This window comes from Moraxella equi (genome assembly GCF_002027555.1).
Classification (GTDB): Bacteria; Pseudomonadota; Gammaproteobacteria; order Pseudomonadales; family Moraxellaceae; genus Moraxella; species Moraxella equi.
The window spans coordinates 23,248-40,159 of record NZ_MXAP01000063.1; the positions used below are offsets into that span (position 1 = coordinate 23,248).

Annotated in this window: 18 protein-coding genes; 16 read left to right on the forward strand and 2 right to left on the reverse strand. The window is 46.1% G+C overall.

Annotated features, from left to right (window positions below):
• Positions 1 to 37 precede the first annotated feature (37 nt).
• From B5J93_RS06665 to B5J93_RS06705, 10 genes are all read left to right on the forward strand, one after another.
• Positions 38 to 472: a hypothetical protein gene (locus tag B5J93_RS06665; RefSeq protein WP_079325678.1), complete on the forward strand. Its 435-nt coding sequence runs from the start codon at positions 38 to 40 to the stop codon at positions 470 to 472.
• A gap of 66 nt (positions 473 to 538) precedes the next feature.
• Positions 539 to 877, forward strand: a complete 339-nt coding sequence (locus tag B5J93_RS06670; RefSeq protein WP_079325679.1) for a phage tail assembly chaperone family protein, TAC — start codon at positions 539 to 541, stop codon at positions 875 to 877.
• A 56-nt stretch (positions 878 to 933) separates the two neighbouring features.
• A complete protein-coding gene (locus B5J93_RS06675; RefSeq protein ID WP_228144891.1) occupies positions 934 to 1,215 on the forward strand; it encodes a phage tail assembly protein T in 282 nt (93 codons plus the stop codon).
• A 64-nt stretch (positions 1,216 to 1,279) separates the two neighbouring features.
• Positions 1,280 to 1,450: a hypothetical protein gene (locus tag B5J93_RS13510; protein WP_158080702.1), complete on the forward strand. Its 171-nt coding sequence runs from the start codon at positions 1,280 to 1,282 to the stop codon at positions 1,448 to 1,450.
• 55 nt (positions 1,451 to 1,505) lie between these two features.
• Positions 1,506 to 5,300 (forward strand): phage tail tape measure protein, encoded by a 3,795-nt coding sequence (locus tag B5J93_RS06680; protein ID WP_079325681.1) that lies wholly within the window; start codon positions 1,506 to 1,508, stop codon positions 5,298 to 5,300.
• A 2-nt stretch (positions 5,301 to 5,302) separates the two neighbouring features.
• Positions 5,303 to 5,557: a hypothetical protein gene (locus tag B5J93_RS06685; protein ID WP_079325682.1), complete on the forward strand. Its 255-nt coding sequence runs from the start codon at positions 5,303 to 5,305 to the stop codon at positions 5,555 to 5,557.
• Between the two features lie 49 nt (positions 5,558 to 5,606).
• The gene (locus tag B5J93_RS06690) at positions 5,607 to 5,936 is read left to right on the forward strand and encodes a phage tail protein (RefSeq protein ID WP_079325683.1); all 330 of its coding nucleotides are present in this window, start codon (positions 5,607 to 5,609) and stop codon (positions 5,934 to 5,936) included.
• Between the two features lie 167 nt (positions 5,937 to 6,103).
• The gene (locus tag B5J93_RS06695; protein WP_079325692.1) at positions 6,104 to 6,508 is read left to right on the forward strand and encodes a hypothetical protein; all 405 of its coding nucleotides are present in this window, start codon (positions 6,104 to 6,106) and stop codon (positions 6,506 to 6,508) included.
• Between the two features lie 20 nt (positions 6,509 to 6,528).
• Positions 6,529 to 7,242: a phage minor tail protein L gene (locus B5J93_RS06700; RefSeq protein WP_079325684.1), complete on the forward strand. Its 714-nt coding sequence runs from the start codon at positions 6,529 to 6,531 to the stop codon at positions 7,240 to 7,242.
• Between the two features lie 9 nt (positions 7,243 to 7,251).
• The gene (locus B5J93_RS06705; protein ID WP_079325685.1) at positions 7,252 to 8,025 is read left to right on the forward strand and encodes an NlpC/P60 family protein; all 774 of its coding nucleotides are present in this window, start codon (positions 7,252 to 7,254) and stop codon (positions 8,023 to 8,025) included.
• On the opposite strand, the gene B5J93_RS06710 is transcribed toward B5J93_RS06705, so the two are convergent.
• Positions 8,010 to 8,216: a hypothetical protein gene (locus B5J93_RS06710; protein ID WP_079325686.1), complete on the reverse strand. Its 207-nt coding sequence runs from the start codon at positions 8,214 to 8,216 to the stop codon at positions 8,010 to 8,012. The two genes, B5J93_RS06705 and B5J93_RS06710, sit on opposite strands and share 16 nt — an antisense overlap.
• A 490-nt stretch (positions 8,217 to 8,706) precedes the next feature.
• Here B5J93_RS06710 and B5J93_RS06715 point away from each other — a divergent pair, with 490 nt between their 5' ends.
• From B5J93_RS06715 to B5J93_RS06740, 6 genes are read left to right on the forward strand one after another with little or no spacing between them, the layout of a single operon-like run.
• Positions 8,707 to 9,282 carry a tail assembly protein gene (locus B5J93_RS06715; RefSeq protein WP_079325693.1) on the forward strand — a complete coding sequence of 192 codons (576 nt, stop codon included), beginning with the start codon at positions 8,707 to 8,709 and terminating at the stop codon, positions 9,280 to 9,282.
• 52 nt (positions 9,283 to 9,334) lie between these two features.
• The gene (locus B5J93_RS06720) at positions 9,335 to 13,912 is read left to right on the forward strand and encodes a TipJ family phage tail tip protein (RefSeq protein WP_079325687.1); all 4,578 of its coding nucleotides are present in this window, start codon (positions 9,335 to 9,337) and stop codon (positions 13,910 to 13,912) included.
• Between the two features lie 20 nt (positions 13,913 to 13,932).
• Positions 13,933 to 14,250 (forward strand): hypothetical protein, encoded by a 318-nt coding sequence (locus B5J93_RS06725; RefSeq protein WP_079325688.1) that lies wholly within the window; start codon positions 13,933 to 13,935, stop codon positions 14,248 to 14,250.
• Entirely contained in the window at positions 14,234 to 15,001 is a 768-nt protein-coding gene (locus B5J93_RS06730; RefSeq protein ID WP_079325689.1) for a hypothetical protein, read from the forward strand. The genes B5J93_RS06725 and B5J93_RS06730 overlap by 17 nt, the downstream gene beginning before the upstream one ends.
• Positions 14,998 to 15,435, forward strand: coding sequence for a hypothetical protein (locus B5J93_RS06735; protein ID WP_079325690.1), 438 nt, complete (start codon positions 14,998 to 15,000; stop codon positions 15,433 to 15,435). Before B5J93_RS06730 ends, B5J93_RS06735 begins: the two co-directional genes overlap by 4 nt.
• A gap of 49 nt (positions 15,436 to 15,484) precedes the next feature.
• Positions 15,485 to 16,024, forward strand: coding sequence for a TIGR02594 family protein (locus tag B5J93_RS06740; RefSeq protein ID WP_079325694.1), 540 nt, complete (start codon positions 15,485 to 15,487; stop codon positions 16,022 to 16,024).
• A 278-nt stretch (positions 16,025 to 16,302) separates the two neighbouring features.
• On the opposite strand, the gene B5J93_RS06745 is transcribed toward B5J93_RS06740, so the two are convergent.
• Complete coding sequence (locus B5J93_RS06745; RefSeq protein WP_079325695.1) at positions 16,303 to 16,842, reverse strand: TIGR02594 family protein; 540 nt, start codon at positions 16,840 to 16,842, stop codon at positions 16,303 to 16,305.
• Positions 16,843 to 16,912: the final 70 nt, after the last annotated feature.

The following is a 16,912-nucleotide window of genomic DNA, read 5'->3' on the forward strand; positions in this document are numbered from 1 at the left end:
CAACCCTTAACCTTAACCAACTGACAGGAGCAAAAAAATGTCAGCAGAAAACACCAAAGACAGCTTTTATCAGCTGTTTGTCTCAGCCGATGGGCAGTCAGGCTCATTTAAAAAAGTCGAACGTTTAACATCCTGCGGTGTGCCAAATGAAGCCAAGGTGCTAGACGACATCACTGCCACCGATGACCGCCGAACCGTCAAAGCCCCTGTGGACTTTAAAGAAGAAGCGGAGCTTGAATTTGAATACGTGCTATTGCCTGATGATGAGACGCATCAACTTATCCAAACCAGTTTTGATGGCGGTAAAGAGCTGGTATGGCAACTTAAATTTGTCGAAGCCACAGGCGAGAGCCGAGAATTTAAGGGCATGATTGCCGAGCTGACCACCGATGCCGAAGACACCAAGAAAAAACTGCGTAAAAAAGGCAAAATCACCATCACAGGCGAAGTCACCAAAAGATTGACTGTCTAACCCTAAGCCCTAACCCAAAAGCCTATCTGCCGATAGGCTTTTTATTTTAAATTTTAAGGAAAACTTATGAATGTATTAAATAAAGACCAACTGTTAGCCATCATCTGTGTGAGCGAGCCACTTGTGTTAAAAGACGTGGATGGCATTGGCGAGATTTATATCAAAAGACTGACCGTGTCAGACCAAGGCGAGATTGCCAAAAAAGCAGATGCTGATGATAACGTCGGCTCAGGACTTGTCATGATTGCCCACTGTGTGTGCGACAAAGACGGCAAGCGTCTGTTTGCTGATGGCGACATCAAGCAGTTGGGGACGATGAGTGCCAACCACATGACCGCCTTAGTAACCGCCATCAGTGAAGTCAACGGCTTTGATGAGAAGCTGACCGACATTAAAAAAAACTAATCAGTGACAAAGACCGCCGATTTTTATTTAAGCTGGCATCCCATCTGGGCAAGACCGTGGGCGAGCTTGAACGCACGCTCACGGTGGCAGAGTTTGCCGAGTGGGTCGCTTATGATGAGATAGACCCGATTGGCTCTTATCGCACCGATTTGGGCTTTGCCTTGCTTGCTTATCTGCAAGCGGGGGATAAGGATAAGTCGGTGCAGGATTTTCTCATCATCGACCCAAACCCCATGACGGACGATGACAAAGAAGCCTTTGAGCGAGAACAACACGCCCAAAAAGCAAAAGAAGAAGTGGGGGCAATGATAGCAATGTTTAATCGCAAAAGTTCTTGAATGTTAGACCAGTTTAAGGTATGATTTGGGTATTACGATACATTTTGTTTGTATGGAGTGTAAAATGCTAGCACTACTTGCTTTATTTATAGGAATTGTGATTGCACTATGCTTTTTAATTCCAATAATTGGCATTCCCTTATTGATATTGGGGGTGTTTTTGTACCATTTTACCATTGGTTATGTTATTGAAGTACGAAAAATTTATAAAGAACACCAAAAAAACTTAATCTGATGTCCGCTTTTATCATAAACCGCTCTTTTGAGCGGTTTTTTATTGGAAAAAATCAATGTCTGTCATCTCAAAACTACAAATCGTCCTAGAAGCCAACACGACCGCCTTTGACCGTAACCTTGCTAAAGTCAATGATACACTTGCCAAGTTTTCAAAGTCGACTGGCGAAATGCACAAAAAAATGGACAAATTTGCCCGTGTGCATCGTGATGCCCTGCAAGGTTTGCAAAGTGCAGGGCAAGCAGCAGCGGTTGGATTGGGTGTGATGGCATACGGCATCAAAGGAGCGGTGGATGAAGCCGTCAAATTTGAAAGTGCCATGGCTGGTGTTAAGAAGGTTGTAGATTTTGACACGCCTGAAGCTTTTAAAGCGATGGAGCAAGATATCATTGCTCTGTCCCAAAGATTGCCCATGACCGCCGAAGGGCTTGCTAATATCATGGCAAGTGCAGGACAAGCAGGGATAGCCCAAGCAGATTTGGCACGCTTTACCGAGACTGCCGCCAAAATGGGGACAGCGTTTGACATCAGTGCCGAGCAAGCAGGGCAAGCGATGGCGGAAATGCGTGTGGCGTTTAATATGTCGCAATCAGAAGTTGAGACACTCGCTGACAAAATTAACTATCTGGGTAATACCAGTCCCAATAACGCTGCCAAAATCATGCAAATCACCCAAGCTGTGGGTGCGGTTGCCGAGCTTGGCGGTTTCGCCGCTGACCAAACTGCCGCCTTAGCGTCCGTGATTGTGGGGATAGACCCGTCCAATGTGGCAACAGGTCTTAAAAACATCTCACTGCAACTGACCGCAGGGGAGAATGCAACCAAATCCCAACGAGTGGCATTTGAAAAGTTGGGCTTATCTGCCGAAAACGTCGCCAAAAAAATGAAAGAAGATGCTGTTGGCACGCTTATGGAGATTACACGGCTCATTAGTGAGACCATTCCTGAACATGAACAGTCGGCAGTCTCTACCATGCTGGTCGGTCGTGAAGCCTTACCTGTCTTTGCTCAGCTTATCCAAAACCAAGAAGTCGCCATACAGAAGCTAACAGACATGGGCGATGCGTCCAAATACGCAGGGTCAATGATGAAAGAATTTGAGTCTATGGCAGGGACAAGTCAGGCTCAAATGCAAGTATTTAACAACAACATTACAGCGGTAAAGATTGCATTGGGTAGTGCCTTTTTGCCAACCATTAACAGTGTCATGCAGGCTTTAACGCCCATGCTACAAGCCTTTACCGAGTGGGCTAGTGCCAATCCACAGATGGTAGCGACCATCACCGCCATCACCGCAGGAGCGTTGGGACTGGTAGCAGTATTGGGTGGACTTGCCCTTGCCTTTACTGCCGTCACTGGTGGTATCGGCTCGGTAATTGCCATGGGTAAGATGGTGGCTGTCATAGTCGCCCCCGTTATCAATCTTTTGGGGTTTGTCAAAATGTTTGGCAGTGCCTTAGCCATGCTTGGGTTTCCTGTAACGGCGGTCATCGCAGGGATAACCACCCTTATCGCTGTGAGTGTACTGCTTTATAAAAATTGGGATACGGTCAAAGCAAAAGCAACTGAGTTGTGGCAAGCCTTGCCCCAAATGGCAAATAACGCGTGGCTTGCAGTGCAGTCCGCTTGGAGCGGTGTCGTATCATGGTTTGGGGGTGTTTGGGATAGTATTAAGCAATCATTTATGACTTGGCTTGGTGGCATGCCCCAACCTGTACAAGACATGGTTGCCAACATTGGTACGATATTTAACACATTAGTATCGGTCGCCCAAACGGTTTGGGATAGTGTTATCGCTACTGCCAAATGGGTATCTGACGGCATTGTATCAGCTTGGCAAGGTTTGGTAAGCACGGTAAGTGCAATATGGGGTGAGGTTAAGTCGGTCATTACTGCCGTCATTGATAGCCTTACCCCCATTGCCAAGGCAGGATTTGAGATTTTTAGCAGTGTTGCTAAGGCACAATTTACCGCCGTAAAAATGGTGATCGGCGTGGTGTTTGAGGCGATAAAAGCATACTTATCCGCTTGGGTTAATTCTGCCAAAGCCATATTTACCGCAGGCATTACTGTATTTGCCAGCGTGTTTAACGCAGGATTTGCCCTAATCAAAAACGCCTTTACCACCGCCTTTAATGTTATCAAAGCCTTGGTGCGTGGGGATATGCAAGGCGTGGCAAACGCCATTCGCACGGGACTGACAAATGCGGTGGGTATTATCCGCAGTATGGTCGGCAACATTGTGGGGGCGTTTAGAAATCTTGGCGGTCAGTTGTTACAGGCAGGGATTGACGCAATTCAAGGATTGATTAACGGTATTGGTAGCAAATTTCAAGCTGTGCGTGAAAAAGTTAGCCAAATCGCAGGGCTTATCCCAGATGGTGTACGCAGACTGCTAGATATCCGCTCGCCAAGCCGTGTCATGCGTGAATTGGGGGCATGGGCAGGCGAAGGCTTTGTTTTGGGCGTGGGCGATAAAGTAGGCGATGTCAAACAAGTTGCCGAAAATCTAGCCAATGCTTTGACCAGCACCGTTGCCGATTTGCACCGCCAACATTTTATGCTTAAAAATCATGCTAACCCATTGGCGGATTTGGACTATAAGCTACAATTTGGCGAACTTGCCGATTTGACCGATAAGCAAAAAGCAAGGGTGTTAGAACTTGCCCGTGCTAATCTTGACCTTGCCAAATCTAACGACATCAATAAAAGTATCAGTGATGAGATTGCAAGCATTGATGAAAAATTACAAACGCACGGCATGAACCGCCTAGAAATCTTGCAGTGGCAAATCGCCAATACCGAAAAATATCAGGGGGCAAATGAAGAGTTGCTGGCAACACTAAAAAACCAAATCCAAGTGGAAAGCGAGCTTAACCAACTGTTTAAAACCCGTGAAAAGTTAAAGGGCTATCAAGACAGCCTAGCCAAAAATACTTATCTGTATCGCACCAAGGGCGATAAATACGCAGGCGAGCGGTGGGATTTATCACAGCAGGGTTTTGATGGTAAGTACATCGACCAGATGATTGAGACGTTACGCCAATCTGATGTCATGTCCGCCATGGCAAACATGCCAAAAACGCTTACCATGCCAACCCTGCAAAATAATAATGTAGGGTCAGCGGTCGGTAGTGCGGTAACGGGATATTTTGACCTAAAAAAACAGCTTGATGATAACTTAGCAATCATCAAAGAAGCCGAAAACGCCAAACTCATCACCGAGCAGGAAAGCCAACTTGCCCGACTTGAACAAGAAAAGGCATTTCACGAAGTACGGCAAAACCTAGTGATGGCAGGGGCGGATAATATCCTAGGGTCAATGGCGAATACCACAAAAGCCATGTTAGGAGAGCAGTCATCGGCATACCGTGCCATGTTTGCCCTGCAACAGTCTTTTGCCATTGGTACAGCGATTGTAAATATCCATAAAGCCATATCGGACGCTTTTGCCGAAGGCACGACCTTAGTCCAAAAGTTTGCAGGTGTGGCAACCGCCACAACACAGGGCATGAAGATTGTATCGGCAATCCAACAAATCCGAAATCCTGTCATCGGTCAAGCCCACGATGGTATCATGAGCGTGCCAAAATCAGGTACTTGGAACTTGGAAAAAGGCGAACGAGTGCTACCAAAACACACTGCCCAAAACCTTGATAATACGCTCAATCGTTTGCAGGGTCGGGGTGAAACCAAGGTCATCATTAACAACTACACCAGCGAAAAAGCCGAAGTGCAAAAAAATGAAAATGGCGATATAATGGTGGTGATTGGCAAAGTGATTGATGCCAAGATTAACCAACGCTTTATGAATGCACGCCGTCAAGGTGGCGAATTGTATGGGAGATAAATATGAATGATGCACAAATTCAAGAGTTGGCGGTTAATATCGCCAAACCATTGGTTAAACAGTTACACGCAGACAGCATAGCTCATGTTGGATTGATTGCTTATTTAGCCACAAAAGGCATTATTGATTTGGATGATTATTTGCATTACATGAATGATTTAAAAGACAATCTGGTGCAATCATCTGATTATGACGAGGATACTAAAGAAGCCATTCGTCATCAATTTGACTTTTATCAAGAAAGGCTCAGAGGCTAAGATTTTAAAACCCATCGTAAATCGGTGGGTTTTTTATTGAGATTGAAATATGAAAACTTTCACTTGGAAAATGAACATGGGGGCAAGTGCCAGCGTCAAACATAGCGTAACCAAAACGCAGTTTGGCGATGGCTATGCCCAGCGTGTCAGCTTTGGCATTAACAACAAACGCAAAGACTGGGCGGGGTCAAAAACGGGCGATTATACCAGCGTCATTGTGCCAATTATGAATTTTATTGATGAACATGGGGGCGTGAAGCCTTTTCTTTGGACTGACCCACACGGGCAAACCAATAAATACACTTGCCAAGATTATGAAGTTTCACAGCGAAAAGGCAATTTTTGGCAGATTAGTTTAAAGTTTGAACAAGTTTTTTAAGCCAAGAATTGCAGTTGTGGCCAATGTTGGCCGAAAATTTAAATCATTGATTTTAAATAATTATTTTCTTTGGCCGAGTTGTGGCCAACTCAAATTTAACCGTCCGACAATCGGACATTTCACGCCCCAACCGTCAAACGGTTGGGCTTTTTAAATGGAGTACGCAAATGAGCGACAATCAAACCCTAACCACCCTAAACCGCACCGAAGCTCAAATCCTACAAGCATTTATCTGGCAGGTAGACACTTGGCAAAGTCAGTACGGCGAAAAAGCCGACACGGTAGAAATCGTGTATTTTCCCGAAGATGAAGGCTTTGATGTGTTTAACAACGAACCCAGTCACGGCATTATCAAACGCACCCGCACCACCGTGTTCCGTGCTGATATTATTGCTTGGGCGAATAATCAGCTCAAACAACTACAAGGCTTTGGCAATGAAAACACCGTAACCGCTTTTGTGGTGTCTTATAAAAATGGCGAATATGGCGTTTTGGTGGAAGCTGTGCCGACGGCAAGCCTAGGCAGCGAAACCGAGCCAAAAGACGAATCAGCTAACGAAAACCAAGCGTAATCAAAACTTGTGGGGCAAATATGAGTTTAACCGCCGATTTTCAAAAATTGTCCGTAGTTGGACTAATTACCTTGTTTGAACTGGATGCAAGCCGTCTTGGAGCGGGCATTTTACGCTTTCACGGACATAATCACGACAAAAACGATGGCGTGATTACTTTTCGTGGCAAAGAGTACAACCCCCAAGCTCTAAATGTAACGGGGCTTGAAATGCGGTCAGACGGTAAGGCGAGCACCCCCACGCTGACCCTTGCCAATAACATCGCAGGGGTACAAGGTGCGGTGTCGGCGTATTGCTTGCAGTTTAGCGACTTTGCAGGGGCAAAACTTACCGTCATCACCACCCTTGCCAAATACCTAGATGCGGTCAATTTTGATGCTGGCAATCCACAGGCAAGTGATGAATGCAAAGAGCAGATTTGGTTTGTTGAACAAAAAACATCAGAAAACGCCCAGCAAGTTACCTTTGAATTATCCAACCTCATTGACCTTGAAGGCTTAAAAATCCCCGTCAGAGAGATTACCAATTATTGTCATTGGGCGGTCGTGGGCAAGTATCGTGGCGAAGAATGCGGCTATACAGGGGTGACAATGTTTGACGAACACGACAACCCTACCGACAACCCCATTTTGGATAAATGTGGCGGTCGCATGAAATCGTGTGTATGTCGATTTGGCAAAAATAAGCCCTTGCCCTTTGGCGGTTGTCCTGCCAGCAGTTTGATTGGTTCATAGGAGTTTTGAGTGAAATTAACCAAACAATTAAAAGCGGACATCTTGTCCCATGCCCTTGACTGCTATCCTGCCGAGTGCTGTGGCGTGATTGTGAATGATAATTACCTGCCTTGCACTAACACTGCCACAGGCAATGAGCAATTCATCCTTTGCCCCAAAGATTTTGCCCGTGCTGAAAGTTTGGGCGAGATACAAGCCGTCGTCCATAGCCACCCTGACGGCGGTGTGTTGCCATCCGATTTGGATAAACTGCAAATTGAGCTACATGGCGTGCCGTGGGTCATCGTGGCGGTGTCCAAGCAAGATTATGGCGATGAGCCTGCCTTTGGCGTATATGAGCCATGTGGGTATAGACCGCCACTACTGGGGCGAAATTATATCCACGGCGTGCAAGACTGCTATGCCATCGTCCGTGATTTTTATCGCCGTGAATTTGGCGTGGACTTGCCCGACTTTGAGCGAACAGACGCTTGGTGGGAAATTGAGAGCCACGAACCCTTGTACGAGAACAATTTTAAAACAGCGGGCTTTCTTGCAGTGGATAAAGACAGCTTGCAATACGGCGATGTCCTGCTTTGCCGTGTCGGACGCACCTACCACATTAACCACGCCTTGATTTGGCTTGGCGATAAGGGTGTACTTAAAAGTGAGACTACTCCGCCTTGCGTGGGCAATACCCTAATCTTGCACCACCCCTACGGACGGCAGTCGGTGCGTGAGATTTATGGCAAAGGGTGGGCAGATAGAACGGTGTTTGTGGTGCGTCATTATTCGCTTATGTAGTCTGCCCCCCACGCTCTGACAGCTTGCATGATAATGGCAGAGCGTGAAAGTCCTGTTTTTTCGGATAAAACGGTCAGCTCGTCAATAAATTCGGTGGGAAATTTATAACTTGCCACTTTTACGCCACGTTTGGCATCAGAGTCAGCTTGAATTTGAGCTTTGGTTTTTGGAGTTTTGACAATCTTAGGCATTTTATTAAATCCTATATTTTGATACAATGATTAAGTCTAACGACAATTTTATAATTCCTGCTAATGTAGATGGCATTTGACAAATCCTTACATTATTGGTAAGATAATCATAAGTTTTAGGAGTGAAGCGGTGTGCTTGCCCACCGCCCCAGCCTTTACAGGCTACCTGCTTAGTAAGCGTTGTTGCTTAGTAGTAGCAGGATAACAATGATGATAACTTTGAAGAGCGTTTTCATTGTCTTATCTCCTAAGGTCGCCACCACTTCACAAGGTCGGTGGCGGATAACCTATCAAGGCTTGGTGTTGCAGCACCTTGTCTTGATAAACATGTTATAGTAAATACTACATTAAAAGTCAAGTAATTTATACACTTTTTTTGCAAAAATGTTAAAAAATGTATGGGTTATTTGGCTTTTTTGTTATCAAAAAACAGTGATTTTAACCGCTCATGATTCATCGTGGGCGGTTTTTTATTGGGGAAAATTCAGCCATGAAAACCATCATCTTACACGGCATCTTAGCCCGTAAATTCGGCAAATCTTTTAACTTGGCAGTGGGCAGCACAAAAGAAGCCATGCGTGCTTTGTGCGTGCAACTTGCTGGCTTTGAAACGTTTATGATGAACGCTCATAGGCAGGGACTGCGTTTTGCTGTGTTCCATGATAAGCAAAATGTGGGTGAGAGCGAGCTTGAGATGACTCACACCGCCAAAGTGATTCGTGTCGTGCCAGTGGTGGAAGGTTCAAAAAAAGCAGGTTTGCTTGAAACCGTCCTTGGAGCGGTCATGGTGGTCGCTGGTATCGTGGCGACAGGCATGGGCTTTGCTCCTGTTGGAGCAGCGTTAATCGGTGCAGGTATTGGCATGATGGTGGGCGGTATTTCTCAGATGCTCATGCCACAGGTGGATACTCAGGATAACAACCAAGATGGCAACAAGGCAAACAAAGGCTTTGGTGGTGCGGTTACGACTGTGGCACAAGGCAATCCTGTCCCTATTCTATATGGCGAGCGAGAAATCGGCGGATTTATCCTGTCGGCAAGCCAGCTACCAGAAGACATGATGTAACCCACAGCACAACCCAATTTGACATACTTTGACAGATAACAAGGATAAAAAAATGAACATTCACGGTGCTAAAAAAGGCGGTGGCAAACAAAGACAGCCCGTCATCGCCCCAGACTCTGCTCAGTCCAAAACTTTTATCAGTATCATGTACGGCTTGGGCGAAGGCGAGATTTATGGCTTGGCAAATGGCTATAAATCCGTCTATTTGGAAGACACGCCCCTGCAAAATGACAATGGCGAGTTTAACTTTCCTAATGTCAAAGTGGATTTTCGCACAGGCACGAACGACCAAGAGTACATTGATGGCTTTCCTGATGTGGCAAGCGAAACGGCGGTTAATGTCGAGCTAAAACACGGCACACCCTTTGTTAAAGCCTTTAATAATCTTGACCTTGATGCTCTGCGGGTGCGTCTAAAATGGGGAGCGTTGCGTCAGCAAAACCGTGAAAATGGCGATGTGTCAGGCGTAAAGATTGATTATGCCATCGATGTCAAAACCGACAACGGCGGTTGGGCAGAAGTCCTAAATACTTCCATCAATGCCAAAACATCAGACGCTTACGAGCGTAGCCATCGTATTGACCTACCAAAAGCACAAACAGGCTGGCAGCTGCGTGTTCGCCGTATCACACCCAATGCTACCAGCGAATTTATCTCAGATAAAATGTACATCGCTGCCATCAGTGAAGTGATTGATTTAAAACTTCGTTATCCCAACACCGCCCTGCTGGGGCTAAGATACGATGCCGAGAGTTTTAGTAATGTCGCCAAAATGTCGGCTCGTTGCAAGGGCTTAATCATCAAAGTGCCAACGAACTACGACCCTGTGGCTCGCACCTATACAGGTATGTGGGACGGACAATTTAAGTTGGCGTACAGTAACAATCCAGCATGGGTCTATTATGACCTATGTACCGCCGAACGCTATGGGCTGGGTGGTCGCCTGACCCAAAGCATGATTGATAAATGGAGCTTGTATCGTCTCGCCCAATACTGTGATGAAATGGTTGATGATGGCATGGGTGGTACTGAGCCACGCTTTACCGTCAATGTCTATATCCAGTCGGCGGACGGTGCGTTTGAGCTACTTTCCAGACTTGCTGGCGTATTTCGGGCAATTTCCTACTGGGACGGTAATAGCATTGTGCTAGATGCGGACATTCCCCAAGACAGCATTTATTCATTCAGCCGTGCCAATGTCATTGATGGTATTTTTGAATATACAGGCACACGGGCAAGAGACCGCCACACGGTTGCAAAGGTGGCGTGGGACAACCCTGCCAACCATTTTAAGACCGAATACGAATTTGTGCGTGATGAAAAAGCCATTGCCAAGTTTGGCGTGCGTGTTGCTGACATCTCAGCGTGGGGCTGTACTTCTCGTGGGCAAGCCCAACGAGCTGGCTTGTGGGCGTTAAAGTCCGAACAGCTGGAAACACGAATGGTAACATTTAAGGTCGGCTTGGACGGCTATATCCCTGCCCCTGCCAAAGTGATTGAGATTAGTGATGAGCTGTTTGCAGGGCGTGCCACAGGTGGGCGTGTGCTTGCGATGAATGATAAAAAGACCGTCATCACGCTAGACCGCCCCATTACCGCCAACGTGGGCGATACGCTGGTGATTAATGGTAATGACGGCATCAGCCAAAGACGGCAAATCAGTACGGTCAATGGCGACAGCGTTACCGTAGCTAAGCCGTTTGGCGATATTGGCGTGGAAAATGTGTGGGTGCTAGACAGTAGCGATTTAGCCACGATGAAATTTCGTGTGCTGTCGGTAACGGCTGACGATAACCACCAATTTACCATTACTGCTGTGCAGTATAACCCTGCCAAATATGATGCCATTGATACAGGGGCGTATATTGACGAGCGTCCGATTAGTGTTATCAATCCGACCGTGCAAGCCCCCACAAAGTCGGTCAATCTGTCAAGCTATCACACGGTCAATCAAGGCGTGATCATTACCACCCTTGTCATCGGCTGGGAGCAGGTAACAGGTGCGGTCAAATATCAAGTGGAATGGCGAAAAGACAATGGCAACTGGCAGACCCTGCCACCAACAGGCACAAACAGCATTGAAATCGCTGGAGTCTATGCAGGGCAATACGAAGCCCGAGTAACGGCTATTTCTGCCTTTGGACAGGCAAGCCTTGCCACGCATTCTAATCTGACCGAGATACAGGGTAAAGTCGGTAAACCAAACCGACCTGCGTTTATCCGTGCAACTGGCGTGCTATTTGGCATGGAGCTGGCTTGGGGCTTTGGGGCGAAGTCAGACGACACCAACTTCACAGAAATCCAAGTGTCGCCAGACGGCAGAAGTAACATCACAACACTTGGCACATTTGCCTATCCGACCAACAAGCACGAAATCACAGGGCTACAAGGCAACTTGACCCAGTTTTATCGTGCAAGAATCGTGGATAAGCTCGGCAACACTTCGGACTGGACGGCTTGGGCATCTGGCACGACGTCGGGGGATGCTGGCAAGGTGCTTGAGCTTATCAGCGGTCAGATTAATGGCAGTCATCTTGACCAGTCGCTACGCACACCGATTGGCAAGATTAGTACGCTTGAAAGTGCGGTGGGTGCGGTGAATGGCAATTTATCCACGCTAAACAGCCAGCTTGCCACGGCAAACCGTGAATTGCAAACCGCCATTAGCAACATCACAACAGAGCGAAACCGCATTAACACCGCAATCCGTGATATTACCGCTTTACAAGCGGATAAAAATGCCAAAACGCAAGAATTGGTGAACCTTACGCAAACCGTAGGCGGTCATACATCAAGCATTCGTGAATTGGGCGTAACGACTGGTGATTTGTCGCAAAAATACAGCCAGTTAAAGACGGCAAACGATACCGCCAATAGCGAAATTACCGCCATTAAACAAACACAGGCAGGGCAAGCGTTGAGTGTTGAGCGGTTAGGAGCGAGATTTGATAACGGCAATTTGTTCAAAGCAAGCACGGCAACGCTTGGGCATTTTTTGGACGAAAATGATGGCGGAGCTTTAAAGCCGTGGGGGTCGCACCGTGCGAGCGACTTTATCGCTGTCAAAACAAATACACTGTACGAAGTGCGGGCATTTGATGGTAATTTTGGCAATCTGCGTGTGATTTGGTATGACGATGGTAAAAACTTTGTTAAAGGGCAAATCATCGCAAGGGGTGGGGATTATGCGACTTTTGACAGCAAAAATGCCAGTTTTGTCAGAATTTCAAGTTACTGGACACGCACCGACAATAATGTGTGGCAGATGCAGGTGGCGGGCTTGGCAAGTGATGTCAATGCCAATCTTGAAACTCTACGCCAAACTTTGACCGATGCCGACATTGCCCTAAGTCAGCAAATCACTGCAATGGACACGGCTTACAAATCGGCTGATACCGACATCACAGCACGCCTTGCCCGAGAAGAAACCGCACGAGCAAATGGCGACAATGCCAATGCTCAAGCCCTGCGTACGCTAGAAAGCACCGTGAACGGCATTGGTGGACGGGTTGGTACAAGTGAGGGCAAAATCGCAAGCCTTGAACGCACCACAAGCGATTTGAATGGAGCGATTGCCACCGCTCAAAACGAGTTAAATGCAAGATTTGACAATTTGACGGTGGGTGGGCGAAATTATTTATTGAATTCTGATTTTGTCATCACTAAACACGATGGGGGAAATTTGAGAAGTCAAAGTCTTGCAATGTCCAACGCCATCAAAACGATTGCCACGCCTTGTACGCTTACTGTTTCAGCTCATTTTAAGTTGCAAAATGTCAGCGAACTTGCCAATAATGTGCGTATGATGTTTATGGTGCGGTTTACCCACGCAGACGGCACAGTTACGGCAAAAATCTTGTCTTACAATCCCAGAACTCGCACAGATATTGATAAGCGTTTGTTTGTACAAGTAACTATCTCCAAACCAATCACAGGTTTTGCTCATACTTATATTGATGTCTATGGCATTACCGCAGAAATGGCGAGTATTGCACGCCCACAAATTGAACTTGGCACAGTCGCAACAGACTGGACACCCGCCCCCGAAGATGTCAATGTGGATTTGTCGCCTTATGCGACAACAGCAACCCTTGATGAGTTTAAGCAAGCACAAGCAGGCAAAGACGCTGCAACAGCCCAAAAAGTCGCTACCCTACAGACCACCGTAAACGGTCAAACCACCAGCATTCGCAATGTCGAACAGTCGGTCAATGGCATGCGTGCGATTAAGGCGGTAACGGTGGATAATAACGGCTTTATCAGCGGCTATGGCTTGATGAGCGATTTGCAAAATGGGCGTGTTACTTCTCGCTTTGGCATTAACGCCGACCAGATTTATTTTGGAGCAACCAAAACCGCCAAAAAGCCGTTTGTGTTCACTACTCGCACCACCACCATCGATGGCGTAAGCTATCCTGCAGGAGCGTGGCTTAATAGTGCGAGTATTGCCAATGCCAGTATTAAGCTGGCTCATATTGATAAGGCGAGTATCGGGTCATTATCTGCTCTTAGTGCAGATATCGGTACGCTAACAACAAAAGATAGTCGTGGTAGCTTCACTTACACAGGCTCAAAAATCGAATTGCGAGACCCACAAGGGCGGTTACTGCTAGAAATGGGGCTGTTGTAAATTTTGACACAGGTAATCATATGAATGCAGGATTGAAAATTTATAAAGATGGCAAGCCCATCTTTGATACCCAAGCGGGTGCAGTGCGGATTTTAGGCATGTATTATTATGGGCAGCTGACACATCGGAGCGGGGAAGTCAAAAAAATCCCCCTGCCCGATGTTGGCGGTGGCGAGATTTTCGCTCTGTTCGTCAACAGTAAAGAGCGTTTGGGCAGTGATAATAATGCAGGAACATCGGCAAGCTATTATTACATCGAAGATAACGTACTTCATGTGTATGAGCCTAATTATGGCGACAGATTAATTTTGGGGGCATACTATGACCGCACAAGTTAAAATGCACGACCCAGAGCGAAATTATGTGCTGTTTGATACGAATTATCCCACATTGTGTTTGTCGCACGTCGATTATGCGGGATCACACAACGGGGGTAAAGTGTCGACGAAAAACGGCAGGGGGGCAAGATTTCCCCTAGTCGCCTTGCCAATTTATCCAGTCAGCACAGGCATCAGCCCCTATATATTCTCTCAAACGCAATACGCACGCAACGATGACTATGACGATATCGATAGTCAAATCGGTGTAGATAAACCGAACTTCAATAGAAACATTCCAGTTTTCATGTTCGATATTCCAGAGCTTGCGTTGAATGTTGATGGTAAGGTGGGCTTAAAAACCTACAATCCACAAACGGGCGAAGTGACTTTCGACAGTCGAGCCTTGCCATTAAATGTCATCGGGTTGTGTCGAGATGGGGTTAAGTTAGACCCCAATAAAATTTATGGCTATGTAAACCTAATGGGCGGAGTATATGCCCAAGAGCTTAGGACACTGAGCCGATTTGGGCATCAACCTTACCCGATAACGGGATATTATAATGCCGATAATGTGATCATGTCTGCCGATATGTCAAAAGAAACCCATGACAAAGGCGGTTACTATGCTCGAAAACCCAAGAAGCAAGATATGTCAAAATTCACAAACCCCTACCAAAAATTCTATGCTTGGTACTATCCGCATCTGCTAGTAGATTTGACCCATATCTACAATGCGTTAGGGATCGACTACAAAGCACCTTTCACATGATGCAATCATTCTCACTGCCCCAAATGGGGCTTTTTATCGGAGCAAAGAAAATGCCTGAAACCTTAGCCAAAGTTCTGCCCTTTTTAACCAAGTTATTTGCGTTAATTGTAGGCGGTTTAATCAGTCTTGTATTAAGTGGCGACATTAATCTTGATAAAGATGATAATGCCAATTTGACCCTCAATTTAAAAATCATCATTAAAATCACTTGTGCAATCGGTTTAGGTTTGTTTGCAGGGGAGTTTACTATTGATTATTTTGATTTTGAGCATTTGAACTACTATGCACAAGCATTGTTTTATTTGATTTTTTCGGCATTCGGTATGCTTGTTTTTGGCACGGTCTATCGCTCTTGGCAATTAACCACTTCTGATAAAACATTGTCCCAGATTGTAACCGAAATTAAAAACATTGTTAAAGCATTGATTAAATAATCTTGTTATTTTTAACCGCCCCGAATGGGGCTTTTTAATGGAGCAAACCATGCAAAATGAATTAAACTGGATCAAGACCGCACGAAACTACATCGGGCAAAAAGAAATCAAAGGCATCAAGCACAATCCGATTGTGTTAGAACTTTGGGCAAGTGCTTTTAAAGCTAAAAATCAGCCAGTTCCTGCCGTGTTTAAAAATGACGAAACAGCATGGTGCGGTGGTTTTGTTGGTGGTGTGCTGGCGAAATCTGGACTGTCTCAGCATATCCCAAATGGCTTTGCCATGGCAAGAAGTTGGCTTAATGCCGGCACGAAACTCAATAATCCTGCATACGGCTGTGTGGTCGTCTTTTGGCGTGGTAGCCCAAAATCGCCAACAGGTCATGTGGGCTTTGTAGTTGGACGAGACAAGGCAGGAAACTTGATGGTGCTAGGTGGCAATCAAGCGGACGCTGTCAATATCAAGCCATTTAGCCCATCTCGTGTGCTAGGCTATCGCTGGTGCGGTACGCAGCCCATTCCAGCGACCCATCGCTTTGCGTTGCCTGTTTTGGCGAGTGATGGGAAAGTGAGTCGGAATGAGTCTTGAAATATTTGTCAATCTCCGTTTTACTTGCTATAATAGCAGGCATATAGTTTAGTGATTGATGGCAACCACACACAGAACCCACACAAAATCAGACGATTTTTAAAAATATCTATAAAAATCAATGATTTATGTAAAATAATCGGTGGTCGCCATCTCCACCAAATAAACCCTTAAAAGTCAATCACTTAGGTGGTTGGCTTTTTTATTTGACTTATTTTTGACTTATTTTATAATTTAAATAAAAAAATACCCCCCAACCATTACGGCTGGGGGTGTTTTTACGCTTCATTCACGCTCACACGCCCATCGCTGGCAAGCACAGGTAACGCAAAACGGCTGGTATTGGGCAGGCTTTGCGTACCACACCAGCGATAGCCCAGCACACGAGACACGGCAAAGGGCTTGATATTAACCGCATCTGCTTGATTACCACCAAGTACCATCAAGTTCCCTGCCTTGTCTCGACCCACGACAAAGCCCACATGACCGCTTGCCCCTTTCGGGTTGCCACGCCAAAAGACCACCACACAGCCGTAGGCAGGATTATTGAGCTTTGTGCCAGCATTTAACCAACTTCTTGCCATCGCAAAGCTGTTCGGGATGTGCTGACCCAGTCCAGATTTCGCCAGCACACCACCAACAAAACCACCGCACCATGCTGTTTCATCATTTTTAAACACCGTAGGCACAGCTTGGTTTTTTGCCTTGAATGCACTTGCCCAAAGCTCTAATACGATGGGATTGTGCTTAACGCCTTTGATTTCTTTTTGCCCGATGTAGTTTCGTGCAGTTTTGATCCAGCTTAATTCATTTTGCATGGTTTGCTCCAAATAAAAAGCCCCATTCGGGGCGGTTAAAAAAATAACAAGATACCCCACTCTCAACTAA